The following is an 8,784-nucleotide window of genomic DNA, read 5'->3' as shown; positions in this document are numbered from 1 at the left end:
GTAGGAGTTTGGACCGTGTCTCAGTTCCAATGTGGGGGACCTTCCTCTCAGAACCCCTATCCATCGAAGGTTTGGTGAGCCGTTACCTCACCAACTGCCTAATGGAACGCATCCCCATCGATAACCGAAATTCTTTAATAATAAGACCATGCGGTCTGATTATACCATCGGGTATTAATCTTTCTTTCGAAAGGCTATCCCCGAGTTATCGGCAGGTTGGATACGTGTTACTCACCCGTGCGCCGGTCGCCAGCAATCTATTGCTAGATCCTGCTGCCCCTCGACTTGCATGTGTTAAGCCTGTAGCTAGCGTTCATCCTGAGCCAGGATCAAACTCTTCATTGTAAAAGTATTGTTAGTCAGCATAAAGCTGATTTTTGCTCTGTTCAGGATGCCGTACAATTTATTGACTTCATTAATACCTTACGTCTCATGCATATTAATATATATATAAGACAAGTATTGACGGTTCTATTTTTTTCTTGTACTACTTGTATTGTTTATCAATATTTCAAAGAACTTGTTGCTTTCGTTTTAAAAGCGGGTGCAAAGGTAAGAGGTTTTATTTTAACTACCAAATGTTTTCGGAAGTTTTTTTTCGTTTTTCTTTTTATATCGTTTCTCAGGCTCTCTTAGCGAAAGGGAAAGAAGGTAAAGAAGAAAAACAAAACGACTTTTCTTTGCGAATCGGACTGCAAAGATAAGAACTTTTAGCTTTATCTTCCAAACTTTATCGGAAGTTTTTTTGTTCTTATGGTCAAGCAGTACTGCGCTTTTACACTAAGTCAATTTAACAAGGCTTTCTTCTCTTGGAAAGCGGGTGCAAAAGTAGTCCCTTTTCAAATATACTCCAAACTTAAATCACTCTTTTTTTGAATTATTTTTGAGGATAGAAGCTAAAGTGTTGAGTTATAAGGATGTTGTAGAACATGTTTTTCTCGGATGTAGGAGGAACAGAGGAAAGGCATGCACATTATTATATTCACACGCGCGTTAGGCAGGCGAGCGCGGGCGTATGCACAAGGGAAAGGATGGAGGAAATACAGGAAAGGTGAAGAAGATGCGCAAAGGAAACCAGAACGGGAATCCAAAAAAGAAAAAAAGATGGAGGAAAAGGGAGAAAAGAGGATGGAGTAAAAGGAAACATCAGATCACTGATATATTCTGTTATATAAAACACAGGGTAAATAACGGAGATTGGATACAGTAGAAGGGAGGTTATCTACAGTAGAGGGAAGCCAGGAAGTTGAAAGTATTTGTCATGAGCAGTCACACAGCTTGTTGCATGTCTTAAAACAAAATAGGGCTTCGTTCGCCCTCTGGACATATGAAACCCCAATTCCTTATAAAATACAATCATTTAGTTATGTAGAAACAGGAAGTAGAAAAATAATTTCTAATATATCGAATAGAGCTAAGTATTGGTATAAGTTTGCGCGGTTTTAATTTAAATTTTTGCTTATAATGGGGATTAATAAACCACAAAATTCGGTCTACAATTCTGCCATTACTTTCTTTTATTATGCTTTCAAAATGCTCTATAGACAGCCCCGCAGCTTTTATATTCAACAATTCTTTAATACATGAATCATTTTCACCAAAAATAAATAGAATTTTATTGTACACAGATAAAGGTAAAAGATGAATAAATGGCATTTTAGAACAAAATCCATTACGGCATATTTGTTGATGTCCACCAAACGGCATTTGCCAAGCAGGAAATCCCCAAAAGATTATACCTGTTTCAGACAGAAACTCTTTAGCATGAAGTATAAATTCAACTTTCCGACATTTATCTATATGTTCTATAACGTCATGTATCAAAATTATATCATATTTATTCATATCCTCTTCAGAACTAAAATCAAAAAAATCAGAATGAATAAACCGCCCATTAAAACCTAAGAGATTGAAATAACTAATTGCCTGAGAGATTCGTTCTTCGGAACGATCTATTCCTGTTACATTGCATTCTTTTTCGGCAAATGGTAACAAATTTCCTCCTTCCCCACACCCTATCTCCAATATATTCATACCTCTTTTTATAGCAACAAACTTCTCGAGATAATCAATATAAAAGTCTCGAGAAGTTATTGCAAGTTCATTAAAATAGGAATATCTATCTATATGTCTTTGCTGCATAGTCGATCTATTTATTTGCTTTCAAAGCCTCAACTTCTGCTTTTAATTCCTTGATTGATTGAATCATTATAGGAATAATTGCTGTATAATTAATTAGTTTATTCCCATCCGGATCAGTCAATACTATATTCGGAAGAACTTTCTCAACTTCCTGAGCCAACAACCCAATTTCTTTACCATCTCCACCTACTCGAAAAGCAGCAGCTGCCGGTTCATTCTTATCTTTGAAATCATAACTTACAGCATTCAGTTTAGACAGAACATTTAAACCATAACCTAATGGATTAATATTAATTTTTGCTCTAGCATCAGAATAGTTATATACATTTTTCACCTGAATACTATTATATACTCCGGATGCTGTATTATAGAAAACAACTTGATCATAATGACTAGCCAATCGAGTTGCAGCCGGGCTACAATCAATTTGAAAGAAGTTACTAGCATTACATTTCATATATATTCCGTTTCCACTAAACGTCGTATGATAAAATGAATAAGGTTCGGTATTGCCAATAGTTAATTTACCATTCGAATAATACTTAATTTGTGCATTTGCAAGAACTGCAACAGCCAAGAATACCACTAAGAGTATACTTTTAAAAAATAATGATTTCATAATATTACAAGTTTTAATTAATAACTTTTCGATATAAATAAAGGTACCTATCCTTTAAACATCATTTTGTTACTGAGCCATCTAATCCTATGGTTACAGCTTGTCCAAAAGGAATATCCACAGTGCCAGGTTGAGCTTCCCATACAACCACACCAACCGCCCTAGTAGTTATACCAGTAGTAGTTTCATTGTTCGTATTTACTTCCTCCGATTCGTCCGTACATCCACAGAGAATCATCATAGAAAAAGAAAATAACATAAATAACTTTCTCATGACTATTCAAATTAAACATTAAGTGTCAAAAAATTACTTGATAAAGATTAGTATCTCACCTAAATGTAGGTAGTCTTATCCTTAAATTAGACATTGTGTTTGCTCTCATAACTTTAGATTTAAATAATTATTGCATTGATAATACTATTCTTCTGAAATATCTATATATCAATCCTTAAAGATTAAAGTTTCCTATAACCTTTACATTTGCATTGTATATATACAACTCATATTGACCTAATGATAGATCATCTAAATAAAGAGTATACTCTCCTGCCACAACAGGGAATATTATAGTTTGAAATACGATTTGTTTTTCGATGTCTTTTACTTCAACAGTTATAGGAGCAAAACCGTCTTTAAAATTAAGATAAAGACTTTTACTTTCATCATCCACATACACTTTAAGCCATTCGGGATCAACAGAAGTTTTTTGCCCCTCTCGCCATTCCATTTTAATATCAACATGTCTGTTAGCTACTGCAAAAGAAACAGGCATTAATAACATCACTAATAATACAAGCTCAAACTTTTTCATATTTATTAATTTTGTTTTTTGCAAATATAGGGGATAGATGATTCGTTTGTTATATTCAAAACAATATCAGAATAGACAAATACAACTTGATTATCAACAACTTATAAAAATAACATAGACATATAGTATACATTCACTATTTCAAGGGGACTTTCAGAGCATTAAAATAAAAAAAGTGCATGCCACTATCAATATAGCAGCATGCATTGCCTTATTCAGAAAAGAACTATTTAAATAGGATTATTTTAAAAGCTCGTTAATCAGATACTCACACAAGTTGGCTTCTTCCTGTAAAGCAGAGATTCCCAATTCTTGTCTGAACCTTAATCGCTTTGTAGAAACTGAACTAGGATTAATACCAAGCAATCTAGCTTCGGTTTTCGAATCAAAATTAAACATGCATAAACAACAATATTCCCACTCCTGACTTGATAAATTGGGGTATCGTTCTAATAAATACATTTTTAAATTCGGATAAGTTTCTGTTATTTCAGAAACAATAGAGAACCATAATTGCTCCGTTAGTAATGGTTCATTGCAATTCGTATTACGTTCAGCGATATTCACTAATTTTCTAAAAATTATTGACGTAACAATTCTTCTTCGTTGCAATTTCTTATAATTAGAGGTTAAGTTTTTAATTTCATTTTCTAATCGACTTTGACTACTTTCATTCTCTTTTTGCGAAACCACTAATTGATTTTTCTTTTTATCCAACTCTATAAAGGCATTAGCCAACTCTAGTTTTATATTATTCAACTCAAGGGCTTGCTTATTCATTTCATTTTTGGTTTTTTGCCTGTACAGCAAATAGAGTAATGTAATAGCTATACCAAAAATCAAACATATACAAATTATAATCATATACTTTTGCTGAGTGAGTTCCAATTGATGATTCTTTTCTTTAAGTCTCAAATTATTAAATTTCTTTTCTACTTCCAGTATTTTTGTATTATTCTGTAGTATAGTAATGGAATCACTAAAAGATTTACAACTTTCGAGATACTTAAGTGCTTCTTTATAGTTACCTTCCGCTTTAGTTACCTGATAAAAAGCCCGCTCTATACCATATTCATATTCAGAGTTATCTAAAGGCAGTGTAGACAAAAGTTCACGAGCTTTTAAAATATCACCAACTTGCAGATATAGTTTGATCAGACAGAATGTATTATACAATTCATTTTCCTTATCCAAAGATGTTGATTTAAGGAAATGATATTCTGCTTTAGAATATTGATTCATTGCCAAATAAATGTTACCCAAAGCATTATCTAGAGAAGATCTAACCTCATTATCATGCAACTGCTGGGCAATAGAATCTGCTATTCCCATATATTTTAATGCACATTCCAAAGAATCGAAAAAGGCCCATTCACGAGCTATATTTCGCAAAGCAAATACATGACTTTTGATATTACCCGCTTTCTTAAATAGTCCTTGTGCTTCCTCATATTGATGTCTGGCCTCCTTTTGCATATCCCTAAAATCATATAGATCGGCTATATACGTACATATATAGCCTGCTTCATTATATAGTTCTTTCTCTTTTGCGATTGCCAATACTTCTGCATAAATGCTCATTGCCTTATCATATTCCCCATCAGCCACTAGAGAGCGCCCCCAAAATAACCCTATATCTACTTGATCTTTAGTTATTCCATATTTAATCAGCCAAGAATATGCATGATCGAAATAGTAAGAAGGAGGAAGAGACGTATTCAATTTGTCAGCAGCTTTGCCAGCTATCAAGCACCAACGCACTAAATCTTCCTTATCCAGTTTATCAGGATAAGGAATACTTTGTATAATACGAAAAGCACTATCCGGATTGTCTTTGAGTATTCGCTCTGCAGCATTTAACGGAGTAGACACTGATTGTTGCCGTCTACAAGCTACAAAAAATAATATTAGCACTAGTGTTAACACATATGATAAATGTTTCATTATTATAGTTTTGCTTATATAAATAAAAACAAACAAGTAAGTTAAACGAGGGGATAAAAAATTCTTTTCCCATTCTTCCGTTGAACCCTTGAAAACACAGATAGTATCAATATGTGCAATAATTATTTTTTCAGTTTCAAAAGTATTATGCTGTCTTGTAAAGATATGAATTATTTCTTAAACTGCAAATAACCCTGTTGCATATTTTAAAATTAAAAATGTGAATCAGTAGTTGAATCAAAATTATACTGAAATGATTCAAATCAGTTAAGACATGAACATAAACTCTATAACATTACCGATAGCATTCTATACAGCTAAATCTCAATGACTTATAGTTTCCTATCATTTCTTGAGATGGAAACTGTCGTTTCCCGGTGAGGGAACGGGCGTTCCTTTTAATGGGAACGACCGTTCCTTTTAAAGGGAACTGGCGTTTCCTCCAAGGAAACTAACGCTTGCTGTCTTATCCTAAAACAGGTTGTCACTATTAGAGGCTGGTTACTAAAAAGGTTGTTACATTCTATTATTTTATACTGAAAAAGTTTCTAGTTTGCATGTCTCTATTCTACAAAGGTTGTCATTAAAAAAAATAATGGACAAACCCAAATGTTCTCCGGTTCTCGGTAAAAGTCGATAGGGTTCAATACCCTATCGGCTTTTGGAGGGCAATGGTTTAAACCGTCACGCCTCCGGTTCTCGGTGAAACAAAAATACAATAAATTTATGTATTCCATGCCTGTCCTTTCATTTTTTCCACAGTGATTTTCCCGGTACTTCACCATAATACACATCTATCGTTTTTTTCATGCCGATGCTCATATGTGGCCGTTCATTATTATAGAATTCTATCATTTTTCCGATTTGTTCCCGTGCTTCCTGTTCATCCTTAAACAATGACATGCCGTATATCCATTCTGTTTTCAAAATCCCGTTCATCCTTTCGGCGACAGCATTGTCAGTGGGATTGTAGCATTCAGTCATACTTACGCGTATATGATGTTCCACCAACAGATGGATGTAGGCATCACAGGCGTACTGTGCACCACGGTCGGAGTGATGGATAGTCCCACATAGATTCCCGCCTCCGGCTATGACTATAGCCTGTTCTAATGCCTGTAAAGTGTATCTGGCATTAAGACCGGAAGAAAGTATCCACCCCAGAACCGCATGTGAATATATGTCAGTCAGCAGATGGAGATAACACACACCACCTTCAATCCATATATACGTTATGTCACTTACCCAAATATGATTCGGATATTGTGCCGTTACGCCTTTTATCAGATTCGGGTATTTTTTGTACAGATGGTTCGAGTCTGTTGTATGCCTGGGTTTCTTAGGGGGAAGCATCAGATGCTCGGAACGCATTAAGTTAAGGAATGCATCCCTGCCACCGACCACATCACCACCATAAATGGAACGGAGCTCGTAATGGAGCTTCAAACCGCCTATGCCAGGATCCTTGGAACGATAATACAGGATTGAATCCACAATCATTTCCCTTATCTGCTTGCGTGAGAGAGAAGATTTGTGTTTCTTGTAGTAGGCCTGGGAAGACTTGCCAAACAGTCCGCAAAGAGTCTTCAGACTGATAGCCGGAAACTCTTCGCGAAGACCTGTGACTATTTGGCACCATCTTTTTTAAGATGGAAATTCCTTCCTCCTTTTCCGTGGTTTCAATCAGCTTTTTAAAGGCATGAGAACGAAGTTTCTCCAGTTCAAGGGCTTTTCGCAGACGGAGAACCTCTTCTTCCAGAAGCTGTTCCTTGGATTTTGGTGCATCCTTCATTTTCAATTCGGAGATTAGTTCAGGGGGTAAAGATAGTAAATCTGAATCAATAGGGTACTGATGCAGCCATTTTATCAATACTGAATGACTACTTAAACCCCATTTTTTAGCAGTTGAAATCTTTGACAAACCGCTAATGTAATAGTCTGTTAAAACTTCCAATTTGAAAGTCTCAGAATAACTCTTAGGAGATTGATTTGGCATATTTTTTCGGTTTTTATGCCGCTAAAAGAGTGTCAACCTAAATCCGTATAAGACATGCTGTATAACAATCGAGGTTGTCAACTAAATCCAATACAACACAGACAATAAAAGGGGCTCTATCAGACATTAACACACTGAATATCAGATTATAGCATCAGGAAAAATGTGTATTAAAGCATGGATATAGAGTGAGAGCAAATGCCTGCTCCCACACTGCTACCACACTTGCTACAACAGCTGTAACAACGATGAATAAGACAATACAAGCAAAAAGTGAGAGCATGGGAGCAAAACACGTGTTTAATTCATAGTAAGCAGAAAATATACTCACCTTGAATCTACTCTTATTATTTGCCTGCTATTGATTCTTCCGTCATTTGTCTTAGCAAACCGGTTGTGCTTGATTCAGTATGAAGTAAGCATTTCCGGTTACCGAACACAAAAAAGAAATCTTTGGCTCTCGATACAGCTACATTCATCAGGCTTTTATTGTTTTCTATAAAAAAGCAACCATCTTCGCCCCCGTATACAGTGGAAATAATAATAATACGGCATTCCGCACCTTGAAACGTATGTATGGTCCCCACACGTATTTTCTTTAAATGTTTAGGAAGAGCTTTTTTTTATAACAGCTGCCTGCGCCTTGAAAGGAGTAATGACACCTATTAAATTTTCAATCCCCCCCTCCTTAGGATAGGTACTCTGTATTTTGTCCGCGTGAGTTGCAATCCATTGAACTATCTGCTGCGCCTCCTCTTTATTGAAACGGCTACTCCCTCTTTTCTCAGAGGATTCAACTTCTATCGGGAAATGTCCCATTGCAGGAAATTCCGATTTCAGGGTATTCTTATCATCATGACGTATGCTACCCCGACAAGGTTTCAATTTTCCTTGATATACCAGTTTATTGCAATAATCTATTATTTCATCATAGCATCTTCGGTGCTCACTCAGAAACAGTCCTCTGCTACCATCCTTTCGAAAGCGACAGGCCATAGCAGCAATTCTCATTATGCTAGATTCTGCACAGTTCATTCCATTCTCCTGCAAAAGTTCATACTCGTTAGCATTACTAATGACATTATTCAGAGTTGCTAAAGTGATATCCATATCCGTCTTTATTTCCCAAACAGGAGGAATCTGCTCTTCATCACCTACCACAAGCGCCTTTTTTGCCAAACCAAATGATGGCAACGCTACTTCCGGCGATACCTGCCCTGCTTCATCTACAATCAACAGGTCTATATAATTGAATAAAAAAGACTTTTCCT

7 protein-coding genes and 1 rRNA gene are annotated in these 8,784 nt (G+C 35.7%); all 8 read right to left on the bottom strand.

Features of this window, described 5'->3' with window-relative positions:
* Nucleotides 1-345, bottom strand: a 16S ribosomal RNA gene (locus HMPREF9007_RS0125335); the annotation flags it as partial.
* A 1,011-nt stretch (nt 346-1,356) separates the two neighbouring features.
* Nucleotides 1,357-2,142, bottom strand: coding sequence for a class I SAM-dependent methyltransferase (locus tag HMPREF9007_RS06615; protein ID WP_008762763.1), 786 nt, complete (start codon nt 2,140-2,142; stop codon nt 1,357-1,359).
* Between the two features lie 7 nt (nt 2,143-2,149).
* Nucleotides 2,150-2,761 carry a tail fiber domain-containing protein gene (locus tag HMPREF9007_RS06620; protein ID WP_008762762.1) on the bottom strand — a complete coding sequence of 204 codons (612 nt, stop codon included), beginning with the start codon at nt 2,759-2,761 and terminating at the stop codon, nt 2,150-2,152.
* A 61-nt stretch (nt 2,762-2,822) separates the two neighbouring features.
* On the bottom strand, nt 2,823-3,035 hold the full coding sequence (locus HMPREF9007_RS06625; protein ID WP_008762761.1) for a hypothetical protein: 213 nt from the start codon (nt 3,033-3,035) through the stop codon (nt 2,823-2,825).
* Between the two features lie 175 nt (nt 3,036-3,210).
* A complete protein-coding gene (locus HMPREF9007_RS06630) occupies nt 3,211-3,573 on the bottom strand; it encodes a DUF3244 domain-containing protein (RefSeq protein WP_008762760.1) in 363 nt (120 codons plus the stop codon).
* Nucleotides 3,574-3,813: 240 nt separating this feature from the next.
* Nucleotides 3,814-5,517: a tetratricopeptide repeat protein gene (locus tag HMPREF9007_RS06635; RefSeq protein ID WP_008762759.1), complete on the bottom strand. Its 1,704-nt coding sequence runs from the start codon at nt 5,515-5,517 to the stop codon at nt 3,814-3,816.
* A gap of 747 nt (nt 5,518-6,264) precedes the next feature.
* The gene (locus tag HMPREF9007_RS06640; RefSeq protein WP_262906333.1) at nt 6,265-7,089 is read right to left on the bottom strand and encodes an IS3 family transposase; all 825 of its coding nucleotides are present in this window, start codon (nt 7,087-7,089) and stop codon (nt 6,265-6,267) included.
* A 1,030-nt stretch (nt 7,090-8,119) separates the two neighbouring features.
* Nucleotides 8,120-8,784: AAA domain-containing protein (locus tag HMPREF9007_RS0125315; RefSeq protein ID WP_277754693.1), on the bottom strand; the 665-nt coding region annotated here is incomplete at its 5' end.

The organism is Bacteroides sp. 1_1_14, assembly GCF_000162515.1.
GTDB lineage: Bacteria > Bacteroidota > Bacteroidia > Bacteroidales > Bacteroidaceae > Bacteroides > Bacteroides thetaiotaomicron.
Note: the sequence above shows the minus strand (reverse complement) of the source record. Positions and strands in the feature narration are given on the sequence as shown.